The organism is Lampropedia puyangensis, from assembly GCF_004833285.1.
In the GTDB taxonomy this organism is placed as follows: domain Bacteria; phylum Pseudomonadota; class Gammaproteobacteria; order Burkholderiales; family Burkholderiaceae_C; genus Lampropedia; species Lampropedia puyangensis.
On sequence record NZ_STFG01000002.1, the window covers coordinates 247614 to 271883 of the forward strand.

The window sequence follows — 24270 nt, forward strand, 5'->3', positions numbered from 1 at the left end:
AACTGCAAGCAATTTTGAATTTAATCATCGTTAACTCTCTTAAGAGGCTATATCAACTTGTTCTGACATTCTTTTTTTAAGAATGCTCTCTCCGTCACGAAGGCCGTGGTGTTTGCACTGCCTTTTCTACGTTTCATAGGAGGGAAGATATGTCATCCGGTCAAGTTGAAGTTGCAAGGGTATTGCAGATTAAGGCAGTTGTCTTAGGCACTTTGCTAGCGATTGCTGCAGGGCAGGCACAGGCGCAGACACCATTGGTTGTGAATGTGCCGGCGACCGCAAATATTTTTTATGCTGGTACTGAAGGTTTGACGCCTCCAAGCATTAATTGCACGGCTTTACCAAATGGTTTGGGGGATGGGACATTGCCGCCGATTGTTGATTTGCCTGTGGGGATTCGTGCCTTTCAACTGGCCAATCGCAATACTGCCAATATTGGTTATGGAATGTCTGGACCTCAAGCGACAACGCCTGATGGTGTTCTCAATCACACCACTGTCGTTCGGAATCCCTCGGGCACTTTCCCCGGTTTGCAGTTTGATGGCCGTTACGGCATGTTGGCTGCAGTCTTCTTAGATGCCAATGAGGTACTTCCTGGGGCTGTGCAATCTCCCGTTTCCGTGAATGTGTATACGGCATCTGACATGAATGCGGCTGTTGTTGCTCAGTCCCTGCATCAACCCTTCTTTGTGGGGGATGGGTCGGTGGTTGATTTTGCGCAGGCTGGCTCAGGCTTGCCGGATGGTACAGAGTTAAGGCAAACGTTTACAGTACCAGCGGGTGCTACCCGGATTGGTTTTGGATTGGCCGATGCACCAGGTATTAATGGTGATAACAGGTGCTATATGGACAATCGCGGCGCCATCAATGCCCAGATTGCAATGGCCGTGACTGATGATGCAGGCACAGTAAGCGCTGGTGTTGATAGTGTTGCTATTGCTGATGTACGTGCCAATGATTTTTTGGAAAATGGCCCGCCATCTGCACCACGTGCCACGTTGGCCACTGAGGGCAGTTGGCCTGCTGGTATCACGCTTGAACCAGCGACAGGGCAAGTCAAAGTGGCCGCTTCTGTAGCCCAAGGCGTTTACCCAGCCCTGGAGTACAGCTTGTGTGACACCAATACGCAGCCAAGTGCCAGTTGTTTGGTGGCGCAGGTGAATGTGACGGTGACGGCGCAAGTGATCAAGCTTATTTCGGTGCAACCCGATACGGGAACCGTTTCGACAGTAGGGGGAGGTACGGCTGTTGTCAATGTGAGAGCCAATGACACGTTGGATGGGGCGCCTGCAACGGCCAGCACGACCACGCTGTCTCAGCAAAGTATCTGGCCCACTGGTATCGCGTTGAGCACAGTGTCAGGCGCAGTGACAGTAGCTGCAGGAACACCTGCAGGGATTTATCCCTTGAGCTATTTGTTGTGCGAAGCCGATACTGCAGGGCAAAGTACGAGTAACTGCCAAACTGGGCCGATTACAGTGACTGTGACGCCAGCTGATGCGATGACTGTGGTTGCACAAGCTGATCCGGCTTCTGTCACTACGGAATTCACTGGTGAGGCGATTGCGAATGTACGTGCTAACGACTCCTTTGATGGCGCAACTGCGAATGCAAGCAACACTACGTTGGCTAAAGTGGGTAATTGGCCTGCTGGCCTTGATTTGGATGTGGACTCCGGAGCTGTTTCGATTGCCACTCCTTTGGCTGTAGGTGTTTACAGTGCGAATTACTTGCTGTGTGAGTCCGCGAATGATGTGAATTGCGTCTCTGCGACTGTGACCGTGCGCGTGACAACTCCACCGGCGGAGCCTGCGCAAGCCACTCCCGTTCCTGTGGATAGCAAGTGGGCGCTATTAGGCATGGGGTTGGGGTGTGCTCTGCTTGCAGGATTACGCCGTCGCAAGCGCTGAGCAAACAAGAGCACAGAGACATAACGAACATGGGCGCCAGATGGCGCCCATGGCGTTGATAGGGGGGCGATTGCAAGCCATCATGAGATGTCTGATCCAAATATCAGACGGCGCGGGTGCCTGAGCTTGGAGTGCTTTGTCCGGGCATAGTGCAGAGTCTCAGTAACTAGAGGTATCAGATGCGCTTATGAGGGCAATTGCATGTGCTGCATGCGCCAACCTGGATCTGTGCATTCGCGTCGTACGGTGCGTATGCGCTGCCCATCGCGGCGCAGGACATAGCGGTCTAGCACCTCCAAGCCTTCTAAGCGAAGTTTGCCGTTTACCAAGAAGAAATCGCTGGCTACGCTGAACAACTCGCTGCTGAGGGCATCGCCCTCCAATAACGCGCTAGCGTCTGCCACGCTTGTGAAGGGGGTTAGGTTACGCACGGCGGCCAAGCGGGCTGCAGCGGTTTGGGTTTCGTTGCCAGGTAGTACCGCGGCCAACACGCGCTCACTGGCTGTATTGAGGTTGATGCGGGTGCGTTGCGGCAAGACCGTGATGTAAGGCTCAAGCAAGTGAATTTGCTGCGTACTCAAACCTAGCCAGGTCAATTCTTGCGTGCACGTTGGGCTAAGGGCGACGTCGGCATCCAAAGCGCTACGGGTGGATTCGAGGTATTTTTGCGCCATGTCTTTAGCCAGTTCGGGTGCCAAACCCAGAGACGCAAAGAGGTGTTCAAATATTTCCAGCGTGGCGGTATCGACGGTATTGTTTTTCACCAGATTGGTGACATTGAGGCGGCCATTAAGGTCTTGCATGCCACCAGAGAAAAACGCATCGGCTAAGTCGGTGTTGGCGTTCTGGGCCACATTGTTTTCTGCATTGAGAAAGGTACCAAGCTTGGCTTCCTCCAAGGGAACAGACCAAGGTTCATTCAAGTGATCGGTGTTTCCCGCTCGTGCATCCAGATGCAAGATGATTTTGCTCCAGTCCAGTGCGCCGGCTATCAACCAGCGTGCCTGCACTTGTGCGCGTTCATCGGTCTCTGCTTGCACGCTGTGGTATTGCTGCCAAGTGGCTGCTGCAGCCAAGCTCGCCACCAATGCCACCACGAGCATGGCCAGCAGTAAGGCCGCCCCTCGTTGGCGGTGGCGTTGGTGCGGCATGTTGTGGACAGCGAGGGTGTTCATCGTGTCATTCCGAAGGTGGGCACGAGCCAGTCTCTTGTTAACGGGCCACTGAACGCCTGGCCAGAAGCCAAATCGATTTGAAGACGAATGCCATCAGGCAAGGCGAACAAGGCGTTTGGCGCGGTGTATTGCGATGCTTGGGGCTGTTGGTTGTCCTGATCGTTTTCGTTTTGATCATTGAAGGACGGAGGTCCCGTATCTGGCTTTTCTGTGCTTGAGAGTGGATTGCTCCAATGGCCGCCTCGCGCGTAGTACAGCTGCCACTGGATGATGGGTAGAAGAGCAATTTCCTGTCCTTGTGTGCTGCCGCCTTGTCCTTGTGACCACAGCTGTGCAGCGGCCCAAGCTTGGCGCCATTGTGCGCGACTGGCAATGGGGGCCGATTGCCAGCGCAGCCAATATTTCTGGTCATTGACCAAACGGTCTGACCAAGCGACTACCACGACACTTGGCGCATCCGTGGGGTGAATTCGGGTGCTTTCGCGGGTGATCCGAAACACTTTGCCATCCCAGTCCATCGGGGTGAGGGCCAGAATATTGCTCATGTGCTCCAAGTCGTTTTGCCATTGCATCATGCTGGTTTGCAGCACGGATTGTTCGGTGGCTTGGCGTTGTGTGTAGCTTTGCGCGCGTACCAAAGCATCAATGCCGCGCCAGCTGACAGCGGCCATCACCGCCATCAGTGCTATGGCCACCATGACTTCAATGAGGGTAAAGCCATGATTGGTTGGGCGCTGTGCCAACGTTGTGCCGTTGCGGTTTAGGGGGATTGAGGCCATATCGCTGCTCAGAACCGTCCCACCATCGTAGAGAGGGACAACACAAAGTATTGGTCCGTGCTCACCCGTGCATCTACGCGGCGTAACGAAGGGTTGGGCGTGCCACTGGTCACGACCTCCACTTGAAAGTGGCGTCCTGCTTGCTCACACGACACAGGGGTTGTTCCTATGGGGGGCAATTGCATCAGCATTCGGGCCTGGATGAGCGCATTTTCTGCGCACCATTGGGCCAGCATGACGTCGCTGCGCCGGTCGGCATTGTGAATCAAGGCCCCTGCAGCGCGAGAGCCCGCAGCCAGTGCTACGGCCACAATGGCTAGTGCAACCAGTACCTCAATCAGCGTAAAACCACGCTGCAGATGTGGCGCTGGTTGTGTGGTGGGGGGCGACAAGGGGGGCATGGTTGCTTGGCGGGGGATGTATTGAAGGCGGACAAGATAAACACGCTAACGGGTTTGGACGGCAAAGGGGTGTAGCCCATCAGTGGCCACACGCACGCGCAATTGTGGGTTGCCGCGCCAGCTCAGTACCACTGCTTGTGCAGGCAGCAGGGGTTGAGGGCCCAGTGTGACGGGGCGTTCTACAAGGGCCACAATGTTTGGGCTCTCCCATCGTGTTGGGCGGGCAGCAATCCATGATTTGTCAGGCCCCTCAAATGCAAAACCTTGCTCTGTCACACGCCACTGCAGTGGATTGCCACTGGCACGCGAATGCACACGAGCAGATTCCAGAATGGCGGCCAATCGTGTGCCTTCACGTTCTAGGGCGCGTAATTGGCTATCGGGCCATTGAATTGCCACTACAGCCGAACCAATTGCAATGATGGCCACGACCACCATGATCTCCAGCAGCGTGAAACCACGGTGCTGGCGCGACTGTGCGGGTACTGCTGTACGGTGACCTTGCATTTATTGCCAGCTGCCAATGTCCGCATCGGCGCCTTCGCCACCAGGCTTTCCATCTGCGCCGTAGGACAGAATGTCGACCTCGCCATATACGCCAGGGAAAACGTAGACGTAAGGATTACCCCAAGGGTCTTTAGGCAGTTTGGCGTTGTCCAAGTATGGGCGACTCCATTTGGTGGGCACAGGTTCAGTGGTTGGGCGTGCAACTAAAGCTTGTAGGCCTTGATCGCTGGTGGGGTAGCGCATGTTGTCTGTACGGTACAGTTTGAGCGCCGTCATGATGGTGCTGATATCGGCCCGCGCGGCGGTTTGTCGTGCTTCGTCAGTGCGGCCCAGAATGCTGGGGGCGACCAAAGCGGCAAGTACCCCAATGATGACCACAACCACCATGATTTCAATCAGCGTAAAGCCGCGCTGCACGTGTTGCTCAAAGGAGGCGCGGGAAGAGGTTTGTGGGGATGTTGAGGGGGCAAGAAACATGGCAAGTTCAGTCGTGAAGGCAAAAAGAAAAGCAAGCCAAATGCAGCGGCTCGTGGCGAGTGATCTCTGTCAAACCTGTTGCAGCATTCGCACTGGAGGATGGGCGTTAGCAGGTTTTATGATGGGCGCGATTGAGTTAAGTTGCAGATAGGGCGATATACCGTAGTTGAGTGACAGTCTTGTGTCAAAGCGCATGCCAACAGTTCCACATGGGGTTTGGTCAGCCCAATCAGTACGCAACCGATAGTTCTACCAGATTTGTCAATCATAATCGCGGTATGCACACTTCTTTGCTCCAAAACCGTTTGTTTCAAGGCCTACTCACCGCTGCTGCCTGGGCCTTGGCGGTCGGCTCTGCGGTCTATTGGGCGCTATCTATGCCCGTTGCAACCAATGGCGCAGATGCTGGTGCGGTGGCTACCAATGCCTTAGTTGCTGACGCAAACGGCTTGCAGCGCTTGTTTGGCGCAGTCGATGCACCGGCGGCGACCGTAGCGGCAGCGCCAAAGCAGGTCACCCAACTGGCACTGGTTGGTGTGGTTGCAGGTGCCAGCAGCGGTCAAGGGGCGGCCTTGATTGCTGTCAACGGCCAGCCGGCGCGAACTGTCAGAGTGGGGCAGTCTGTGCAAGGCAGTGATGGCCTTTATTTGCAGTCATTGCAAGGCCGTACTGCGCATTTGGGCGTAGAGCCCAATGGGGTCGCTACGTTGCAGCTTGAGTTGCCAGAGTTCACTCCCAAAGCAGGCAGTGGCGCAACCAAGTCGCCTCCATCACAGAGCGCCCAGTTGCGCCGCGCTAACGATTGACATGGTGCACATCTCCTCTAATGCAGTTTGCAAAACGCATGGATGAAGTGCTGTTGTGCCGCATTGTTGGAGATGCTTTATTAGCTTTTCTCCGTTATGGCTGCATGCCGCGTTGAACGCAAATATACGGGGCATTTCGAGGTACGAAATCATGGCGCGTTAGGCGCCTTTTTTTTGCCTGCGTGTTTGCTGTCACCTCTGTGTCATCTACGGATGTTTTTCTGTTAAGGACTTGGCTTCTTGACGAGTGCGTTATGCGGGATGAGGTCTTCGAGATACGGGGTGAACTTGCAATTGCAAGTTCAATGTGCTCCTTTGAAGGTGTTAATTGATATTGTTTATGTAGATAAATTGTTCATTTTTTTGGTATTTATTGCGCTAATTGAAATCAATAAACTTCAGGCTATTCCTTCAGCATGGTGGTGCTTGGTAGGGCGGTTTCCTTATTCGACAACGCTCAAGGATGAGTAGGGAGCACCCCGCTATCTGCCTTCAGGTTGGGGCCTTACTGGTGCTGGCTATGGCTGGGAATGGCGTTGGGTTGTATTGCAAACGGCTGGTTGTTGGTATTTTTTGGGGCTATGACGCTATTGCATTTCGCATGCAGAGCATGTATGGCACAGATCGCGTTACTCGTTTTCACTTAAGGATAGATATGTCAGATCGGTTTTCGCCTCTTGAGGCTGTCTGGAGTCGTCGCAAACTGTTGGGTGCGGCGGCTACGCTTCCGGTTGCGATGGCCGCCAGTGGGCGGTTGCTTGCTGCTGAACCCGTGGCATCCGTTTCAGCCGATGCCGAGGAAGCAGAGTTGCAGGCGCTGTATGAAGCGGCCCTCAAAGATGGGGGCAAGCTCGTGGTGTATGCCGGTGGTGATACGCCGCAGCAACAAGATGCGACAAAATTGGCGTTTGCCAAGCGCTTTCCTGGGGTGGATATTCAGATCACCGTTGACTACAGCAAGATCCATGATGTGCGCATTGACCATTTAATTGACACCCAGGGGCCTGTGCCCGACGTGGTGCAGCTCCAAACCCTGCAGAATTTTCCCCGTTGGAAAAAGCAAGGCCACTTGCTGGATTTCAAACCAGTCAGTTTTCCCGGCATCCATTCCCAGTTTCGCGATGAAGATGGAGCATGGCTGGCCATCGGGGTATTGGCTTTTAGTTTGATGTTTGATGCATCGTTAGCGGCAGAGGCTCCGCGTTCACCGCAGGAGTTGGCGCATCCTAAGTGGAAGGGCAAGATTGCGTCGTCTTACCCGCAAGATGATGATGCAACGCTGTTTTTATACACCCAGTGTGTGCGCACTTATGGCTGGGATTGGCTCAATGCATTGGCGCAGCAGCAAGTGCAGTTTGCGCGTGGCACGCATTCGGTGCGCGAGGCCATTGCCGCCAAACACGCCTTGATTGGAACCGGGGGCTCTGGCTCATTAACCGCAACGGATGCCCCTGTTCGCTGGGCGGTTGCTGAGGGGCATCCATTCATGGCTTGGGGCCAGCGTGCAGCCATTCTTAAACAAGCCAAACATGCGAATGCGGCCAAGCTATATATGGCCTGGCAAGTTTCCAGGCAAAGGCAGGTAACGTACTACAACGGCTGGTCTGTCCGCACTGATGTTCAGCCTGCAGGTGGGCTTAAACCTATATGGGAGTATGCAAATGCCCATGTCACTGCGTTTCCAGAGTTCATGCAAGACAGGGCTTTGGTGGAGCATTGGCGCCAGACATTCGCACTGTATTTTGGCGATGTACAAGGCCCGCCAAGCCCTGGGGTACTGGGTCTCAGGCCGGGGCTGTAATAGCCGATTACACCGCTCATGGCCAATCGGGTGAGCGGTGGTCGAAATAGCCTAGTTGCAGCGGCTATAGGGCATTGGCCACGTCGAAGCATTCAACTGTTTTTTTGAAAATGCGACCAAGGGTGATCACATGTGTTCACTGCAGCGGGCATAACCATAGCAATGGGGTTTCTGTGCAAGTTTGTTGCCTGCAAGGGACTTCTTCGGAGTTCAAATCATGAAAAGTAAATTCGACTTCAGCGTTTCTCGTGACAACCTCATTCTTCCGTTTATGGGGGATGTGTATGAAAAATTTGCCATGCCAGTGGGCTGGCTGGTTTTGCGTGTGCTACTGGGGGGGGGATGCTCATTGAAGGCTGGCCCAAGCTGATGAGCCCTATGAGTCAAGTCGGGTTTGTTGAAATGATCGGTTTTCACCCCGGCTGGCTTTTTTCACCCTTATTGGCCGTGATGCAGGTGGTTGGAGGGTTCTCTCTCTTGTTTGGTCTTTTTACCCGCCCACTCGCATTGGCCAATACGATTATGTTGCTGGTAACGGTCTATTTCCACTTGCACTTTCCGTATGATGCTGCGCCGCTATTGACCAGTGCCGGGGTGGAGGCACTTAAGGCGAATCCAGACTGGGCAACCGCTGCTGGCGCAAAACGGTTGGCTGATGGTGGTGCATTTTTTGTTGAGCTGCTGCAGCACAAGGCATTAGAGCTGTCCAGTATCTGGGCTGCTGGCAATTTGTTTTTTGCTGCTTTCGGCGGAGGTTTCTTTTCGCTTGACCGTGTGATGAAAAAAACCTTCTGAGCCTGCGTCACTGTTGTGCATCAGGTTTGCGCGGGTCAGCCTTCGAATGGCGTACGTGCAAATACCAGCGCGTCGACCCTGCTCGCGCCTGCCGCCTGCAGGGTTTTGGCGAGTGCAAACAAGGTTGCTCCGGTGGTCATCACATCATCAACGAGCAGCACCCGGCGACCAGCCCACATGGTGCTGTTTCCGCTTGTCAGTGCAAACATCCGATGCATGCGTCGTAAGCGTTCCTGGCGCGATTGCTTGGCTTGTGTTTGCGGTACATGGTGCCGTGTGATGGCATAGGGCAAGCATTTTCCGGTTTGGTCGCACCGATGTGCCAATGCGCGGCAAAGTTCCCAAGCCTGGTTGTAGCCGCGCTCACGAAGGCGCTGGGCAGACAGAGGCACCGGCACAATCCAGTCGCAGTGCTCTACCAATACGTGGCAATCGGGTTGTGCCAGAAGCAATTGGCTCATCGCTTGGGCCCATGCGGGTTGTTGTGCGAACTTGAATGCCGCAACAGCCTGATGCCAAGGGTAGGCATAGTCTACTGCTGCGATGCAGCGCTGTAAGGGGCTTGGCAATGCCGCGCAGGAAGGGCAGGGCATTTCTGGTGCTGGCAAAGCCAATGCACAGCACGTGCAGCGCGGAGTTTGGCGGGCATAACGCACCAGGCACGTTGCGCATATTCCGCCGGGCTGGTGCCAGACCGGCCATGCATGGCAGAAAGGGCACTGCGCAGGCAGCAGGTCACCAACACGCCACCCCCTGAGCTGCCGCGCCAGTCGGATGAACTGGTTGGTGTGCCGCACGCGGTTCATGGTTGTAGATGTAAAGCAAGGTAGCGCATGGCCCTATGGTACGCAAAGCTCTTAGGTAATGCCTATACTTTCGCTCCTGACGGATGATGCGGTCACAATCGGGATGACGAATGCATTGTTGTGGCAGGGAATGCAATTTGGCAGATAGGGGTTCTGGACTATCTCCAAACATCCTGGTGGCCTAGTCACATTTTTCTTTTAAAAGCATAAACCGGTGGCGGCCCATTGCAAACAGTTGCTAGTGCGACTGCCGCACGCATTTCACGATGAGCCTTTCAGATTCTTCCTTGACGCCTCCGACCCTGGATGTACGTGCCTTGGCGCGTTGGAACCACAGGGCGCCTGCGCAAAGCCCCTGGTTACACGAAGAGGTAGGCAGGCGTATGCAGGAGCGGCTGCAATGGATTGTCAAACCGCCCCAGACCTGGATGGACTGGGAGCCGGTGCGCGGTGGTATGCAAGCCCATGATCTGGTGCAGCAACGGTTACCTAAAAGTCAAGCGTGGTTGGTGCATGCACAGGCACACCATGCACAGGCGGCCAAGCAGCGCTGGCAAACTTCGGTTTGGTCCCGGTTGGCGGGGGCTAAAGCCGTGCAGTTTCAAGAGCCGCCGTTTGAGGTAGACATGGTGTGGGCCAACATGGGCTTGCATTGGGCTGTCAATCCGCCTGCGTTGATTCGGCAATGGGCTGAACACTTGCATGCGCAAGGCTTTGTCATGTTTTCCTGTTTTGGTCCTGATACGTTGGTGCAATTGCGTCGTTTGCATGCAAACATGGGCTGGCCTGCCCCTGCGCAAGAATTCACCGACATGCATGACCTTGGGGATATGTTGGTGGCACAAGGCTTTGCCGAGCCGGTCATGGATATGGAGCATATCCGCCTGCAATTTGCTACCGCTGAACGTGCGCAGCAGGAGTTGCGTGAGCTGGGGCGCAACCTGCATCCCGCACGTTTTGCCGGATTGCGTGGCCGTCAGTGGCATGTACAGTGGTTGCAGGCCGTACAAGGCTTGGCCAACAGTGAAGGCGCTATTGAGCTGAATTTTGAAATCATCTATGGTCACGCCTTCAAGGCACCGCCTAAGATGAAAGTGGCGCAAGAAACAGCCATTAGTCTCAAAGATATGCGCCAAGCTCTGCAAAAACCAGTGCCTTAGCCATCCCGCTTACGGCCCGCTGTTGATGGGAGCGAACGGCTACAATGAGCCCCCTTTGCCGCAAGCATGCACAAAGCCACTGGGTTTCTCCTACAGGGGTGTCTATGTGGCTTGCAGTGCAACATGCAAGGCGCGTTCACGGTTTTTCCGCGCCGCAGTTTGGTGCATGTTGGTGACTTTTGTATGGGCGAAACCGCCATCATGTATTTTCTTAGCGCCCTTTTTGGTTCACAGATGAATTGCTCACACTCCACATTGCCAGGACGTATGTCATTGCTGGCTTTGCTCATGGCCGGTAGCCAGGTGTGGGCGCAATCGCACGAGGGCGTCCTGTGCGCTGGAAACCATGCATCTGATGCCATGACAGTTTCTGTGGGTTGGGGCTGGATGCAGTGGGCTTTGATGCTGTTGTGTTTGATCTTGCTCGTGGTGGCCTACAGCTTGATTTTTTTGTCCACCGTGCGCCACCGTCGCCGCAGTCCGCAGGCTAAACGCTGGCGCGACTCCCGTTTGGCCGATGTCGTGTGGACATTGGTTCCGTTGGTTTTTGTAGGGGCTTTGCTCTGGCCAATGCTCAAACCGGTGTGGCAGGCAGAAAGTAGTGGAGACATTCGTTCGCAAGCCCTTGTGCACCGCGCGAGTGGTTCTGCAGACTGTGGTTTGATCGCGCCGGCTAATGCTGTGCCCGAGTGATTGGGGACCAACACTGCGGGTAATTTGCGCCATGGCCGTTATTGGCCCTGCTGGTGAGGTACCGTAGGGTAACGCCAGCGCAATAACCAGAAAAGGACTGCGCCCAAAATCAGACTGGCGGCAGCTACGCTCAGCGCAATGGCAAACCCTTGCTGTTGCGTTTGGGCATGCCCTAGTAGCCATACCACCAAAGGTGGCCCCGCAATTTGTCCCATGCCATACAACGTGGTGAGCGCGCCAATGAATGGCGCCGCTTGCAAGGGACGCAGTCGACGCACTTCTTGCATGGCAAACAAGGTTAGCGCCGTGAATGGCAGGCCTAGCAAGATACTTCCGAGAATAAACCCCATGCTATTGGCCAAGAACAGCGGCAGCACCACTCCGCAAGCTTGCAAAAGATAACTGATGACTAACAGGGAGCGTCTGTCGCGCCACGGCGCAATCAGACGGGTACTGGCAGCGCCCACGGCAATCGACAGGCCAAAAATAGGCCAAAACAGCGCAATCAGACTCGAGTCCGGCATCACGCTGTGCGCAATGACGGGCAAATACGTGGCCGTGATGATGTAACCAAAACCGGCTAACCCGTATGCAATGGTCAGTAGTATGTGTTCTGCAGTCCATGGCGCGCCGTGTACGGTTTGCGCTGCCGTGCTGGAATGCGAGGATGTGCGCGCTGAAGGGGTTGCGCGTTCGTGCTGGCTGGCACGGCGCACGACATGGAGCACAAACGTGGTCAGAACCACCGCAGCGCAGCCCATCACTGCCCACACCACTTGTGCGTGGGCTTGCCATAGTGCCATTTTGGAGACCACGAGTCCCGATACCACGATACCAATTCCTGGCCCGGTGTAGATCAGGCCGCCTAGCTGGTTTGCGTTGCGAGCGGCCAATTGCTCTAGGCACCATGCGGTGGTATAGACAAATGCAAACGCTGAGACGATGCCTGCTGCAGTTCGCGCTAGCGCCCAGAGGGCGTGCCATGGCAGAGCCATGCAAAACAGCAGTGCAGTGGTGCCTAACAGGCCTGTAGTCATCAGGGGTAAGGTCAGTTGGCGCAGTTGTATGGGGGTGCGATTGCGCAGGAGCAAAGGCAAAGCCATGCAGGCCAGTGCGCCTAGCAAGTAACCGATGTAGTTCAGGGTCGCCAGCCAGCTGCCCCCTGGAAGGTCTACCAAGCCATCGTGCACCATCAGTGGCAGCATGGGGGTGAAGGCAAATCGGCCCAATCCCATGGCGCAGGCCAGAGAGATAGCGCCGGTGATGGCAATGACAAACGCCGATGGTGAGGCTTGTGGGCTGGGTGTTGATGAGGCGTTTGGGTGAGCTGTCATATGGAATGCGTCGAGAGCGCACCAATAGGCGCGTTGGAACTCAAAAGCCTATGCTCTGTGGATGGCAAACGTCGATTGTGCGCTGTTTATGGCTTTTGTGCATGTTGCACAGTGGCTTCCAGCCATGTTCTGAATGCAGCTAAGGCAGGACGTTCGGCTTTGCGCTCAGGCACGATGAGCCAATAAGCGCGATCTGTGCTCAGAGGCTTCAGACAAGGGGTGATGAGCGCGCCAGAGGCCAGTTCTTGCTGAATTAAAAAGGGGGGTATAAGTGCCACCCCCATGCGGTCCATGGCTGCTTGGGCCAGCATGGAAAACAGCTCCAGGCGCATGCCAGACATGTCGTGTGCCACACGCAGCCCTTGGCTTTCAAACCATTGGCGCCAGTGGTAGGGGCGTGTGGCTTGCTGCAGCAAAGGCAGCTCAGCAATGGTTTGGGCCGGTAAATCACCCGCGTGGGCGATGGCAGGCAAGTTGGCCAGATGCGGACTGCACACCGGGACAGGGTATTCGTGCATCAAGAAGTGGGCCACTGTGCCGGGCCAACCTGCATCACCAAAGTAAATGGCCGCGTCGTACTCGGTTTGGTCAAACAGGAAAGGGCGCGTCTGGGTATTCATATGTACCAGTACGTCGGGGTGCTGGCGCTGAAAGTCAGGCAAGCGTGGCAGCAGCCAGCGGGTGGCAAAAGTGGGAACGACTGCCAGCTCCAGCTCTGTTCCTGTGCCCTTTTGCGCCATCAGGTTCAGCGTGTCGCGCGCCAGCGCATCCAGGCGTGGGGTAATTTGGCGGTAGTAGCTTTGACCTGCTTCCGTCAATTGCACGCCACGGCGCGTGCGGCGAAACAAAGCCACACCCAGATAGTCCTCGAGTGAAGCGATTTGCCTGCAAATGGCGCTTTGGGTGAGGGCCAGCTCATCGGCTGCACGGGTGAAGCTTTCATGTCGGGCCGAGGCTTCAAAGGCCAACAAGCCGTGGGTGCTAGGGATTTTTCGACGCATGGGAGATTATCTTTCGGAGTGCGTTTTTTGCACAATAGCATGTCAAAAAAGCGTTTGAAACTGCTTAAATGCCTTTTTAAAATGCCGATCATGCATTTTAAGTGGCGCGCATTCAATGCCCTTGTACTGCATAGCCTGTGATGATTTGAAGGCTATGCGCGCAGGTGCTCTGTATTCAATGTGCAGCCGTATCCCCTCTCGTTCCACGTGCGATCACTAGGAGACCTTACATGTCCGCATCCAAAGCTTTTTTCCATTGGGAAGACCCCCTGAACCTGGAAAGCCAGTTGACCGAAGACGAGCGCCAAGTGCGTGATGCCGCCCGTGCGTATTGCCAAGAAAAACTCAAGCCACGCGTGCAACTGGCTTTTCGCAATGAGTCCACCGATCCGACCATCTTCCGTGAAATGGGTGAATTGGGCTTGTTGGGGGCTACCATCCCTGAGCAATATGGCGGTGCGGGCCTTAACTATGTGTGCTACGGCCTCGTTGCCCGTGAGGTTGAGCGCGTGGACTCAGGCTACCGCTCCATGATGAGTGTGCAGTCTTCGTTGGTGATGGTGCCTATCAACGAATTTGGTAATGAAGCCACGAAGCAGAAATACCTGCCCAAGCTGGCGTCTGGGGAGTGGATTGGCTGTTTTGGTTTGACTGAACCCAACCACGGCTCTGACCCCGGCAGCATGATTACACGTGCTAAGAAGGTCGATGGAGGCTACAGCCTGACGGGCAGCAAAATGTGGATCACCAATAGCCCGATTGCCGATGTGTTTGTTGTATGGGCGAAAAATGACGAAGGTCAAATTCGTGGCTTTGTGCTGGAGAAGGGCTGGAAAGGCTTGTCGGCCCCTGCCATTCACGGCAAGGTTGGGTTGCGAGCATCCATTACTGGTGAGATCGTGATGGATGAGGTCTTTGTGCCAGAGGAAAATGCTTTTCCGGATGTGCGTGGTTTGAAAGGGCCTTTCACTTGCCTGAACAGCGCCCGTTACGGTATTGCCTGGGGGGCTTTGGGCGCTGCTGAAGATTGTTTTGAAACAGCGCGCCAGTACACTCTTGATCGCCAGCAATTTGGCCGCCCGTTGGCCGCCAACCAGTTGGTGCAAAAGAAACTGGCCGACATGCTCACTGAAATCAACATCGGTTTGCAAGCCTGTTTGCAAGTGGGGCGCCTCAAAGATGCGGGTCAAGCCCCTGTGGAAATTACCTCCATTATCAAGCGCAATAGCTGCGGCAAGGCACTGGATATTGCACGCCAGGCACGTGACATGCTCGGCGGTAATGGTATCAGTGATGAATTCGGTGTGGCCCGCCACTTGGTGAACTTGGAAGTCGTGAATACCTATGAAGGGACACACGATGTGCATGCGCTGATTCTGGGGCGCGCCATCACAGGTATTGCCGCATTTGCTAACTGATAGCGGTACATCACTCCAAGACGTTCAGTAGCCCTATAGGTATAGGGCCACTGGTGGCTGCCGCAAGTCATGCACCTGGGGTGCATGGCGGTATGGAGCCGGGTCTTGGCATTGGGCAACCAAGGTTTTTTTATGGGGGACGCCCTTTGGGGCGCGGACCTTCACGATCGCACGTACATCGCATTCTGCTGGCTGCGTCCCCCGCCTTATAAGCGCTATGGCCGCCCTTTGAAGGGATAGGCCATCTGCCTATCGCTCTGTGTGACAGAGCATTTTTTCTCTCTCTTGATAGGGTGTTTATGTCTGGCGCACTTTCGCATATCCGAGTTCTTGATCTGTCGCGTATTCTGGCAGGCCCTTGGGCAGGGCAATTGCTCGCCGATATGGGCGCCGATGTGATCAAGGTCGAACGTCCGGGTGAAGGTGACGACACGCGGCGTTGGGGCCCACCTTGGGTGAAGGATGAGGCTGGCCACGACACCGACGTGGCATCGTATTTTCTGTGCGCTAACCGCAACAAACGCTCTATCACGGTAGATATCACCCAGCCTGAAGGCCAAGCGTTGATTCGGGAATTGGTCAAGCGCTCTGACGTGGTGCTGGAAAACTACAAGTTAGGCGGCTTGAAAAAGTATGGCCTCGATTACGCTGCGCTGGCTGAAGTTAATCCGCGTTTGGTGTATTGCTCCATCACCGGTTTTGGCCAGACAGGCCCTTACGCTCCACGTGCGGGCTATGACTTTTTGATTCAGGGGTTGGGGGGCTTGATGAGCGTGACAGGCCTGCCTGATGGCGAGCCCGGTGCCGGCCCAATGAAGGTTGGTGTGGCGCTCACAGATATTTTGACCGGCTTGTACGCCAGTAATGCCGTGCTGGCGGCACTGGCTTGGCGCGAGAAAAGTGGTGGGCGCGGCCAGCATATCGATATGGCCTTGCTGGACGTGCAAGTGGCTTGTCTGGCTAACCAAGCTTTGGGCTACCTGGCCACTGGCAACAACCCGCAGCGTTTGGGCAATTCACACCCCAGCATTGTGCCGTACCAAGACTTTCCAACGGCCGATGGCTACATGATCTTGGCCATTGGCAACGATGGACAGTTTCAGCGTTTTTGTGCAGAAGCAGGCCAGCCAGAATTGGCGCAGGACAGCCGCTTCTCCTCGAATGCCCAGCGTGTGCAGCACCGAGCAGCGCTGATTGCACTGTTGCGCCAAATCACGGTGCAGCGCACGACTGCGCAGTGGATTGAGGCGCTGGAAGCCAAAGCCGTGCCCTGTGGGCCAATCAACCAACTCTCAGACGTGTTTGCCGATCCTCACGTGCAAGCGCGCGGTATGCATTTCGAAATGTCGCATCCGGCAGCGACAAACGTGCCGCAAGTGGCATGCCCCATCAAGATGTCAGCCACACCTGTTGAGAATCGCCTGCCACCTCCTGCCGTGGGCCAGCACACTCAGGAAGTTTTGGCGGAGTTGGGTTTGTCTGCTGAAGTTGTGGCACAACTGCGCCACAGTCAGGTGATTTAAGCGCCTATTGGCGATTGATGAAACGGGCTGGCATTGGGGCTTGATACCAGCGCAAGCATGCCTTTTTATCGCCCTTTTTCTGGATTGCGCAGCCCATAGTCTGCGTCTTTCCAGGCTTTGGGCATACCGGTATTGGTTACTGCTTGCATGAGCGAGGGCATCATGGTGTCACCATGGGTCAGGTCAGGCCACAGATGAAACTGGGCCTTCAAGCTCGGCCATTGCAGGGCACTGAGTTCAGCAGCCATTTCACGTGCGCGGGTAATTTGCAGGCGAACCGTGTGGCGTTGCCCTGTTGTTGGGGCATTGGCTGGCCGTGCTTCGCTACTAGGTTCTTCTAATGAGCCTGCGTAGAGAAAGACGTTGGCATGGGCCACATCGGCTAAGTTGGCCTCCGTAGGTACTGCTGCATAGCGCTTGGCATATTGCTGCGTAAATGCTGCCTGTTCCTGCAGGAGGTAGGCATCGTTCCACCAGATGGATGGACTGGCTGCGTAGTAATCGGTAAACAGTGCCGGGCGGGTAAATAGACTATGCAGAACAAACAAGCCACTGAGTGAGTGGCCAAACAATCCCATTTTGCTGCGGTTCAGTGGCAGGCGCTCAATCCAATCGGCCAGCAGCACGTGTTCGAGAAAATCCAGTAAATGCTCGGCTCCGCCTTCTGGTGCTTTTGCACCTGGGGCGGGTGGTGTGTAGTCGCGGTTGCGCTTGGCTGAGTCAAATAACGTGTCGCTGGGGTGCCCAATGCCAATGATGATGCTGGGTTCCCCGCGGACATAAGCTGGGCGTGTTTGTTGCAGTCTGGCCCATTGCGCTGCAAGCGGGAAAATGGCGTTGCCATCGAGAACCACCAAAGCGGGGTAGCCTTCGGCTGGAGGAGGGCTTTCGGGCATTTGCAGCCAGACGCGCCAGACATGCCCAGATTTTGGGTCTTCCCAATCAAGCCAGCCCGACAAGGGCATGCGTGTGTGGTGCATGGGGTGGTCTGCAATGCGAGGAGGGGTGTTGTTCATGGCAGTGGTGCAACCCGATAGCCAGAGCCCCGCACCGGCCAAGGCCATGCTTTGGTGCAGGAAATGGCGGCGTGATGCAGGCAAAAGACTTGGTGGCAATGGTAGAGAGCGAGTGGGCATGGCGAAATCATGGCAAGCAGCCTAGTGTCGTGTGTACCACGGTACAGGTTGTTACTGCAGACCGTGTGACGCAGGCGTTTGCGCTAAGGAATGATTACAGTTGGAAGTCGTACCCGATCGTTAATGGTGCGTGATCGGAGAATTTCTCCCCTTTGTAGATGTGCTCGCTACGGGCCAATTGGGCGATGGCTGGCGTGGCCAGATGATAGTCCAAACGCCAGCCCACATTGTTGGCATAGGCTTGGCCCCGGTTGCTCCACCAGGTGTAGCAGGCATCGGTGGTATCTGGCTGCAAACTGCGGTACACATCCACTAGCGGTACTCTGGCATCTTGGGTGTCGTTGAGCAGTTGTGTCATCCATTCGCGCTCTTCTGGCAGAAAGCCGCTGTTTTTTTGGTTGCTGCGCCAGTTTTTCAAATCTGCTTGTTGGTGGGCGATATTGATGTCACCGCACAAAATGAATTCTCGCCCTTGCTGCAGCGCATTCAAGTAGGGGTAAAAACCTGCCAGGAAACGGAATTTGGCTGCCTGCCGCTCTTCCCCGGAAGAGCCACTGGGAAAGTACGCACTAATGATTGAGCGTTTTTTGCTGGGGCTGTCAAAACGCAATTCAATATAGCGACCTTCGTCATCGAACTCGCCTTGATCCCAGCCGTACACCACATCGGAAGGCGTGTGGCGTGTATAAATGCCTACCCCGGAGTAGCCTTTTTTCTGAGCCAGATGAAAATAGCCCTGCATACCGTCGAGTTGCGTCAGCTGGGCTTTTTCCAAATCCGGCAGTTGCGCTTTGACTTCTTGCACGCACATACAATCGGGCTTATTTTTTTCAAGCCAAGGCACCAGCCCTTTGTTGACTGCAGAACGAATACCGTTGAGGTTGAGGCTGGTGAGGTGAAACAATGCTTTTTGCATGGAAAGAGTTTTTCAGATGACTGCTCAAGAGGCTAACCGCACACATCCTGCTGCCGACGATTCATCAGCACAGGCTGCTCAGCAATTTGTGCAATTTGCCATAGAAAGTGGCGTGTTGAAGTTTGGTGAATTCACAACCAAGGCCGGTCGGCTGAGCCCTTACTTTTTCAACGCAGGCTTATTCAATGATGGCCAGAAGTTGTTGCGATTGGCCCAATTCTATGCAAATGCCATCGTCCGCAGTGGCATCGAGTTCGATGTCATTTTTGGCCCCGCTTATAAAGGCATTGTGTTGGCAGCGGCCGTCTCGATGGAATTGGCGCGTTTAGGGCGTGCGGCGCCCTATGCGTACAACCGAAAAGAAGCCAAAGACCATGGCGAAGGCGGTATGTTGGTCGGTGCGCCGCTCAAAGGCCGCGTGTTGATTGTGGATGATGTGATCTCAGCTGGAACGGCGGTGCGCGAAGCCATGGCGATTATTCGTGCTGCTGGTGCCACTCCGCATGCGTTGGCAATTGCGCTAGACCGACAGGAAATGGCGACCGAAAATGGCAAAGACGTCGCACATAGCGCCGTGCAGTTTGTGCAAAATCAATTGGGGTTGCAAGTATGCTCCATTGCCAATTTGGCGGCAATTCTGGATTATCTGGCCCAACCAGAGAGTGCTGACGGCGCAGCGTCTGCGCAACTGGAGCAATACCACAGCAAAGTGCAGGCCTACCGCGATCGTTACGGTGTGTAAGATTTACTGTCTTTCCGGTAGACTATTTCGGAAGATGGGGCGGTAAGCACTATGGGCATTGCCATAGAGCTATTGCATCGAAAAAATCACGATCACTTCTTCTTGTTAGGTTGTTATGAAAATGGTCATGTATGTGGTGAGAAGACAGGTATGGCTATTGGGGGGCGCTTTGCTTGTGGCCTTCAATGGCTTGGCGCAGGCCCAGGATCGGGCCAGAATTTATACCTGCGTGGATGCTACGGGCCGGACCTTGACTTCTGATCGTCCAATTCCCCAGTGCAATGACCGACCCCAGCGAATTCTGGATGGGGTAACAGGGCACCAGCAAGGCATTAAAGAGCCTAGCTACACCCAAGCAGAGCGTGAAGCCATTGAGCGTGAGAAAAAACGCGAGCAGGATGTCCTTCGCGCAGCGAAGGACAAACGCCAACGAGAACGTGTGCTGCTCATGCGCTATCCGAATGAGGAAGCACACAACCAAGCCCGTGAAAGTGCCAAGGAGAGTTTGGTTACGGTGATCACTGCTGCGAATTTACGGCTTGCGCAAATTCGTGATGCCAAAATCAAGCTCGATAAAGAGTTGGAGTTTTACGACAACGACATAGCGAAGGCGCCCCCTGTCCTCAAACGGCAATTTGCTGACAACCAGCAGGACATGCAAGACCAGCAAACCTTCATTGATGGCAAGCAAGAAGAAGTTATGCGGGTTGATCGGCAGTTTGACCAAGAGCTGAATGAACTCAAGCAACTTTGGTAGACGTCATTGCTTGCTAGCTGGATAGCATAAGAAGTTGAAGACATAAAAAAAAGCGATGCAAAGTCTTTGTGCCTTGCATCGCTTTTTTCTCAACATGTCTAGCGCATGTTCACACGGCCACTTAAGGGGTGTCGGGCTCCATGTTGGTTGATTCTGACGATTCTGCATTTTGCGCTGTTGCATGCTCTGCTTCTTGGCGCTGCTGTTGGTGCAGCCGTGCACGGGCCAGCATCAAACCAGCTTCCTGCACCGTCAAACCATACATTTCGGCGAATGCTGCTACGTTTGAGCCGCTGGCTTCGTATGCGCGCAACATGGCCTCATCGCGTGCTTGTTGCTCCGTAGCCGTCTGGACCACTTGCGTCAGAGTCGCCTGTACCACCGCATCGCGGGTATGCACGCTTTCTGCATAGGCAGAGGGGCGCAAGCCTGAATGCTCTACAGCCTTGGTAAGGCGATGTTCCAACCACTCTTGTGCTTGCGCGCGCAGTGGAGCTTGTTGGGATTCTTCGGCACGCTCTGCATGGCGCAGCTTGCGGCGAAACAGTTCCGTCAATGCGTGAAATGAATGCTCTACAGCCATCGGCTCAACGGCCTGGCCTTGCAAATCGTGGCGCGCACGGCCCATCGATACCGCTTGCAAGTAGCGGGTGGAGCGGGTGTGGATTGCCAAACCCTGTTTGAGATCTTCTGTGTCCCACTCTGGGTTGGCCGCAACAAGGTCTTCGAAAATCCCACGTTTGAGTGGCAGTGGTTGAGCGCCAAACAAGGCCGGGTACAACGGCGCCAAGCGCTCCAGTATAGGGTGCGCTGGTTTGAAGGGGGCTACAGGTCGGCGTGAAGCTGCTCGGCGGCCTTGGGACGCGTTGGGCTTGCGTGGCTTGTTGTGATCCGAGTTGGCTGGTGAATGAGACATGAAAGAGACGAAACAAGTGAGAACGAATGTGTGCGCAGTGGCCGAGCATGAAAACAACCCAATTCGGGACGAGCCCTTCTATTCTATTGAGGGGATAGTCATCAGCAACACTGGCATTGGCGCGAAGGGCGCATCATGCCATCGAAATTACAGCTTTGGCAAATTCAGTGGTCAAGCTAGTGTCTGCAGTGTTTTTCCGCAGAGCATTGGCGAAGTTTTAGGTGTGGACTAGGTCAGTCGTGCACAAGCGCGGCAAGTGCACGTTCAACAGGTATGGGAATAAGGCTTTTGGCCAATCCGTCTGCGCGGGTGAGCCCTTGGTTGATGATGACAATTGGTTTGCCCAGCTGCGCAGCCAGCACTGCATACCGATAGCTCGATTGCACCATCAACGAAGTACCCAGCACCACAAGCCCACCAGCGAGTTGCAGGGCTGCGGTGGCCTGCTGGTGTCGCTCGACGGGAACATGCTCGCCATAAAACACCACATCAGGCTTGATGATACCGCCGCAGATTGGGCAGGGTACTACGCTAAATTGGCTGAAATTGACACCTTCTAGATCTGCGTCGCCATCAGGGGCTGATGCCGCCTTTGCAGCCAACCATTGCGGATTGCGTGCTTCAAGCATGGTTTGATAGGCCGGTCGTGCCATGCGGTGTCCGCACTGCATGCACCGCACCTGATCGAGCCTGCCGTGCAAATCAATGACGGCCGAACTCCCGGCTTTTTCGTGCAAACCGTCCACGTTTTGGGTAACGACCAATCCGAGTAAGCCTTGACGCTGCAACGTACACACAGCCACATGGGCGGCGTTGGGCTGCACGGTGCTGAAAAATCGCCATCCCACCATGCTGCGCGCCCAATACCGCGCCCGTACGGCTGCATCTGCCATGAAGGGTTGAAAGTAGATGGGGGCTGGCCGCTTCCATTGCCCACGGGCATCGCGGTAATCGGGAATGCCAGAGGCGGTGCTCATACCTGCCCCGGTCAGGGCCATCCACGCGGGGCCTTGGTGCAGCCATTCGTGCAACTGCGCCAAGGCAGCGATGTGTGCAGAATTGGTGTTAGTCATGCAGCCGCACTAAAAGATGATGGACACAACGACTGACTTAGAGCGACTAACACAACCCTTGATACGTCGAAAGCAAAACCGTGTCGTACTACTCGTACTGCCTGCGGTTTTGCGCCTAGTCTCAACCGCAAACCTTCGGTTTGCTGGGTTGTGTTAGCCGCTCTTAAACCTTTAAAACTCTGCATGTGCAACGCTTGCTTGTCGCGCTTTTGTAATGCCTCAGCACTTGATGCCCACATGCAAGGCGGCAATGCCTGCAGTTAGGTTGTGGTAGTCCACATGGCCAAAACCGGCAGTGTGCATCATGCTTTTAAGCGATTCTTGGTCGGGGTGCATGCGAATCGATTCGGCCAGATACCGGTAGCTATCGGCATCGCCAGCAATCGCTTGGCCCAAGCGCGGCAAAATGTTGAAGGAATACCAGTCATAGGGCTTGCGCAGCGGTGGCGCTATTTGCGAAAACTCCAGCACCAGTAACTTGCCTCTGGGTTTGAGTACGCGCTGCATCTCTGCCAGGGCTGCATCTTTGTGGGTCATGTTGCGCAGCCCAAATGCCACACTCACAACGTCAAAATAATTGTCTTGGAACGGGAGTTTTTCTGCATCGCAAACCATGGTGGGTAATACCAAGCCGTGATTGAGCAGGCGATTGCGCCCGGTGCGCAACATCGCTTCATTGATGTCTGTGTGGCACACCGTGCCAGTAGGGCCAACCTTTTTCGCAAACGCCTTGGCCAAATCTCCCGTGCCACCGGCAATATCTAATGCCTTCTGGCCGGGGCGTAAATTGGCCACCAGCAACGTATACGCTTTCCAAGCGCGGTGCAAACCGGCAGACATCAAGTCGTTCATGATGTCGTACTTCGGCGCGACAGAGTCAAACACCTGGCGAACCTTGCCAGCCTTGTCTTCTTCGTTGACGGTTTCAAAGCCAAAATGGGTTTTGTTCATGGTGCGGATCTTTAGAGGGTCTAAAAGGCCAGGTGCCTATTAGAGATTCAATGTGTGCAAAGTAGTTCGGTCGGTCCAAGCCAGAAACAAGGCGGCTGTCACTGAACTAAATATGGCGCTTTAGAAATGTTGCTTTAGTCGCAAAGCTGGTTTTTCTACGTAACGCCAAGAGAACATGGCAAAAGCGATCGTCAGGGGGATGGCAACCAAAGCCATTTTCCACCAAACATGCAATTGTGGGAAAGCGTACGCAAGCGTTTGCTGAATTGGGAAGCCGTATAGATAAATCCCATAGGAGTAGTCACCCCGTGAGAGAAAACCAAGTTTAGGCAAAGGCGTCATGCCCAGATAGACGGTGAGATACATCAGGGGAACCAGCGCTGCAATGGCCATGCCTGGCTTGAGGCACATGAAGGCATAGGCTATTCCTGCGATCACAGCAAAATCTGGCCGAATTGGAATGTAGCGCGCTGCTTGAAAAAGCCAACTGCCAATCAGAAAGGAGATGATCAGCGCATTGCCTGAATACGCATAAACAGGCTTGCCAAATTGGGTGATCCAATCTAGACCGATTAGGCCAATAATGGCTGCCCCCGCCAATGCAACATACAGGCCGCGGTGATACACGACTTTGCATAGCATCAGCGCTCCAATCAGCAGGTAACTATAGTATTCAGGATGAAGAGTCCATAAATTACCGTTGACGGTTCCAGGATAAGGATTGTCTTTGAACACGCCTGGCAATTCAAAGTGAATGATGCCGATGATGTTGAGAAAGTACGACCAAAATCCGCTGCTTGTAAAGTATTCGCGCAGATTGAGTGTAGTGACCAATGCACCCAGTATGAGGGCAGAAAGAGATACTTCGACAACAAGCGCAGGAATGATGCGCAAAATGCGATTGGCAAAAAACTTCTTGAGCGACTGTAGCCGGACAGCGCTTCCCGTTACCAAGAAGCCGCTCAACCCGAAAAACATGGGCAAGATCGCTGCATAGGCCGGAAACCAGAATGACTCATGAAACGCGTACCAGTAAAACCCGTGTGCAACAGGCACGCAGTGCAGCAGTATCACGCTTATGGCAAGCGCAATGCGCATGAAGTCAAACCCTGGGCCAATCCCTCTGCAATCTAGTAGTTTTTCATGCAGTGTTTGAGTTTTTATAAGGAAAAGGGGCATTGGATTCAGTCAAC

General features: G+C 54.6%; 25 protein-coding genes. 11 read left to right on the forward strand and 14 right to left on the reverse strand.

Annotation, left to right across the window (positions count from 1 at the left end):
* Positions 1-149: 149 nt before the first annotated feature.
* Positions 150-1910 carry a hypothetical protein gene (locus tag E9531_RS04035; protein WP_136572457.1) on the forward strand — a complete coding sequence of 587 codons (1761 nt, stop codon included), beginning with the start codon at positions 150-152 and terminating at the stop codon, positions 1908-1910.
* A gap of 185 nt (positions 1911-2095) precedes the next feature.
* Here E9531_RS04035 and gspK read toward each other — a convergent pair whose 3' ends face one another.
* From gspK to gspG, 5 genes are read right to left on the reverse strand one after another with little or no spacing between them, the layout of a single operon-like run.
* Positions 2096-3085 (reverse strand): type II secretion system minor pseudopilin GspK, encoded by a 990-nt coding sequence (gene gspK / locus E9531_RS04040; RefSeq protein WP_244609966.1) that lies wholly within the window; start codon positions 3083-3085, stop codon positions 2096-2098.
* Positions 3082-3864, reverse strand: coding sequence for a PulJ/GspJ family protein (locus E9531_RS04045; RefSeq protein ID WP_136572458.1), 783 nt, complete (start codon positions 3862-3864; stop codon positions 3082-3084). Before E9531_RS04045 ends, gspK begins: the two co-directional genes overlap by 4 nt.
* Before the next feature lie 8 nt (positions 3865-3872).
* Positions 3873-4265 carry a type II secretion system minor pseudopilin GspI gene (gene gspI / locus E9531_RS04050; RefSeq protein WP_136572459.1) on the reverse strand — a complete coding sequence of 131 codons (393 nt, stop codon included), beginning with the start codon at positions 4263-4265 and terminating at the stop codon, positions 3873-3875.
* Positions 4266-4310: 45 nt separating this feature from the next.
* Positions 4311-4772 carry a type II secretion system protein gene (locus E9531_RS04055; protein ID WP_136572460.1) on the reverse strand — a complete coding sequence of 154 codons (462 nt, stop codon included), beginning with the start codon at positions 4770-4772 and terminating at the stop codon, positions 4311-4313.
* Positions 4773-5249, reverse strand: a complete 477-nt coding sequence (gene gspG, locus E9531_RS04060; protein WP_136572461.1) for a type II secretion system major pseudopilin GspG — start codon at positions 5247-5249, stop codon at positions 4773-4775.
* Positions 5250-5527: 278 nt separating this feature from the next.
* Between gspG and E9531_RS04065 the strand changes: the two genes are divergently transcribed.
* From E9531_RS04065 to E9531_RS04075, 4 genes are all read left to right on the forward strand, one after another.
* Positions 5528-6055, forward strand: a complete 528-nt coding sequence (locus tag E9531_RS04065; protein ID WP_158291713.1) for a type II secretion system protein N — start codon at positions 5528-5530, stop codon at positions 6053-6055.
* A 655-nt stretch (positions 6056-6710) separates the two neighbouring features.
* Complete coding sequence (locus E9531_RS04070) at positions 6711-7856, forward strand: ABC transporter substrate-binding protein (RefSeq protein ID WP_170181413.1); 1146 nt, start codon at positions 6711-6713, stop codon at positions 7854-7856.
* A gap of 217 nt (positions 7857-8073) precedes the next feature.
* The gene (locus E9531_RS17750; protein WP_244609967.1) at positions 8074-8226 is read left to right on the forward strand and encodes a hypothetical protein; all 153 of its coding nucleotides are present in this window, start codon (positions 8074-8076) and stop codon (positions 8224-8226) included.
* Positions 8226-8651: a DoxX family protein gene (locus E9531_RS04075; RefSeq protein ID WP_244609968.1), complete on the forward strand. Its 426-nt coding sequence runs from the start codon at positions 8226-8228 to the stop codon at positions 8649-8651. Before E9531_RS17750 ends, E9531_RS04075 begins: the two co-directional genes overlap by 1 nt.
* Before the next feature lie 35 nt (positions 8652-8686).
* Here the strand turns inward: E9531_RS04075 and E9531_RS04080 are convergent, their stop codons facing one another.
* Positions 8687-9244 (reverse strand): ComF family protein, encoded by a 558-nt coding sequence (locus tag E9531_RS04080; RefSeq protein ID WP_158291714.1) that lies wholly within the window; start codon positions 9242-9244, stop codon positions 8687-8689.
* Positions 9245-9723: 479 nt separating this feature from the next.
* On the opposite strand from E9531_RS04080, the gene E9531_RS04085 reads away from it, so the two are divergent.
* Entirely contained in the window at positions 9724-10617 is an 894-nt protein-coding gene (locus E9531_RS04085; protein WP_136572464.1) for a class I SAM-dependent methyltransferase, read from the forward strand.
* 360 nt (positions 10618-10977) lie between these two features.
* Complete coding sequence (locus tag E9531_RS17445; RefSeq protein WP_158291715.1) at positions 10978-11310, forward strand: cytochrome c oxidase subunit II transmembrane domain-containing protein; 333 nt, start codon at positions 10978-10980, stop codon at positions 11308-11310.
* Between the two features lie 38 nt (positions 11311-11348).
* Here the strand turns inward: E9531_RS17445 and E9531_RS04095 are convergent, their stop codons facing one another.
* Entirely contained in the window at positions 11349-12644 is a 1296-nt protein-coding gene (locus E9531_RS04095; RefSeq protein ID WP_136572466.1) for a YbfB/YjiJ family MFS transporter, read from the reverse strand.
* Between the two features lie 86 nt (positions 12645-12730).
* Entirely contained in the window at positions 12731-13645 is a 915-nt protein-coding gene (locus E9531_RS04100; RefSeq protein WP_136572467.1) for a LysR family transcriptional regulator, read from the reverse strand.
* Between the two features lie 230 nt (positions 13646-13875).
* Between E9531_RS04100 and E9531_RS04105 the strand changes: the two genes are divergently transcribed.
* Positions 13876-15063: an acyl-CoA dehydrogenase gene (locus tag E9531_RS04105; RefSeq protein WP_136572468.1), complete on the forward strand. Its 1188-nt coding sequence runs from the start codon at positions 13876-13878 to the stop codon at positions 15061-15063.
* Between the two features lie 299 nt (positions 15064-15362).
* The gene (locus E9531_RS04110; protein WP_136572469.1) at positions 15363-16586 is read left to right on the forward strand and encodes a CaiB/BaiF CoA transferase family protein; all 1224 of its coding nucleotides are present in this window, start codon (positions 15363-15365) and stop codon (positions 16584-16586) included.
* Between the two features lie 65 nt (positions 16587-16651).
* Here E9531_RS04110 and E9531_RS04115 read toward each other — a convergent pair whose 3' ends face one another.
* Together E9531_RS04115 and E9531_RS04120 are read right to left on the reverse strand one after the other, a co-directional pair.
* Complete coding sequence (locus E9531_RS04115) at positions 16652-17722, reverse strand: alpha/beta hydrolase (RefSeq protein ID WP_136572470.1); 1071 nt, start codon at positions 17720-17722, stop codon at positions 16652-16654.
* Positions 17723-17816: 94 nt separating this feature from the next.
* Positions 17817-18626, reverse strand: coding sequence for an exodeoxyribonuclease III (locus E9531_RS04120; RefSeq protein ID WP_136572531.1), 810 nt, complete (start codon positions 18624-18626; stop codon positions 17817-17819).
* Between the two features lie 28 nt (positions 18627-18654).
* On the opposite strand from E9531_RS04120, the gene pyrE reads away from it, so the two are divergent.
* Both pyrE and E9531_RS04130 read left to right on the forward strand, forming a co-directional pair.
* Entirely contained in the window at positions 18655-19380 is a 726-nt protein-coding gene (gene pyrE, locus E9531_RS04125; RefSeq protein ID WP_136572471.1) for an orotate phosphoribosyltransferase, read from the forward strand.
* Positions 19381-19495: 115 nt separating this feature from the next.
* Positions 19496-20137: a DUF4124 domain-containing protein gene (locus tag E9531_RS04130; protein WP_136572472.1), complete on the forward strand. Its 642-nt coding sequence runs from the start codon at positions 19496-19498 to the stop codon at positions 20135-20137.
* 121 nt (positions 20138-20258) lie between these two features.
* On the opposite strand, the gene E9531_RS04135 is transcribed toward E9531_RS04130, so the two are convergent.
* The 4 genes from E9531_RS04135 to E9531_RS04150 form a co-directional block, all read right to left on the reverse strand.
* Entirely contained in the window at positions 20259-21053 is a 795-nt protein-coding gene (locus E9531_RS04135; protein WP_136572473.1) for a ProQ/FINO family protein, read from the reverse strand.
* Between the two features lie 233 nt (positions 21054-21286).
* Complete coding sequence (locus E9531_RS04140) at positions 21287-22126, reverse strand: NAD-dependent protein deacetylase (protein ID WP_136572474.1); 840 nt, start codon at positions 22124-22126, stop codon at positions 21287-21289.
* Between the two features lie 219 nt (positions 22127-22345).
* Positions 22346-23077: a bifunctional demethylmenaquinone methyltransferase/2-methoxy-6-polyprenyl-1,4-benzoquinol methylase UbiE gene (ubiE, locus tag E9531_RS04145; RefSeq protein WP_136572475.1), complete on the reverse strand. Its 732-nt coding sequence runs from the start codon at positions 23075-23077 to the stop codon at positions 22346-22348.
* Between the two features lie 120 nt (positions 23078-23197).
* Positions 23198-24256 (reverse strand): acyltransferase family protein, encoded by a 1059-nt coding sequence (locus tag E9531_RS04150; protein WP_136572476.1) that lies wholly within the window; start codon positions 24254-24256, stop codon positions 23198-23200.
* Between the last annotated feature and the right edge of the window lie 14 nt (positions 24257-24270).